The sequence below is a fragment of the Pseudomonas sp. E315 genome (assembly GCF_055406205.1).
Genome location: NZ_JBUZPJ010000038.1, coordinates 1 through 776, shown reverse-complemented (window position 1 = coordinate 776; position 776 = coordinate 1). Strand labels below are relative to the sequence as shown.

The window sequence follows — 776 nt, the reverse complement described above, 5'->3', positions numbered from 1 at the left end:
TGTGCTGTTTTGAAAATAACTTACCCGCCAGCCCGTGAGGCCATTGCCTCACGGGCTCGCTGTATCTTGTTTAAGATATCTTCTCCCTTCGCATTCCAGACGTAGCGGGTTGGCTGCGCATTTCGCAGTGCCAGGAACGTGGTAATCGAGCTCTCCAATTCGCGAACCGAGCTGAAACTGCACTCGCGCAAGTAAACCGTGATGTCGCGAAAGAAGCGCTCAACCATGTTCATCCACGAGCTGGAGGTCGGGGTGAAATGCATGTGGAAGCGCTTGTGCTTCTCAAGCCAAGCCTTCACTTTCGGGTGTTTGTGGGTGGCGTAATTGTCCACGATCAGATGCAGCTGAAGATGCTTGGGCGTTTCGCGATTGATCTTTTTGAGAAACTCCAGCCACTCCTGATGCCGGTGTTGTCGCTCGATGCAGCTGATCAAGCGTCCTTGAAGATAATCCAGCGCAGTGAACAAGGTGACCGTTCCGTGGCGGATATAGTCATGCGATTGCGTACGGATATGTCCGATCCCTAGAGGCAAACCAGGTTGCGTGCGCTCCAAGGCTTGAACCTGGCTTTTCTCATCGCAGCAGAGCACCAACGCCTTGTCTGGCGGGTCGAGATACAGCCCGATAACATCCCAAAATTTCTCTTCGAAATGCGGATCATTGGACAGTTTGAAGGTGCGGGTAAGGTGCGGTTTCAGGTCATTGGCGGCCCAGAGTCTGTGCACGCTGGTGGACGAGATCCCGGCGACTCTTGCCATGCTCCGGCAACTCCATCG

1 protein-coding gene is annotated in these 776 nt (G+C 54.0%); it reads right to left on the bottom strand.

The window, feature by feature from the left end; genetic code table 11:
- Positions 1-20: 20 nt before the first annotated feature.
- Positions 21-776: IS630 family transposase (locus ACZRJQ_RS22015; protein ID WP_463980365.1), on the bottom strand; the 756-nt coding region annotated here is incomplete at its 5' end.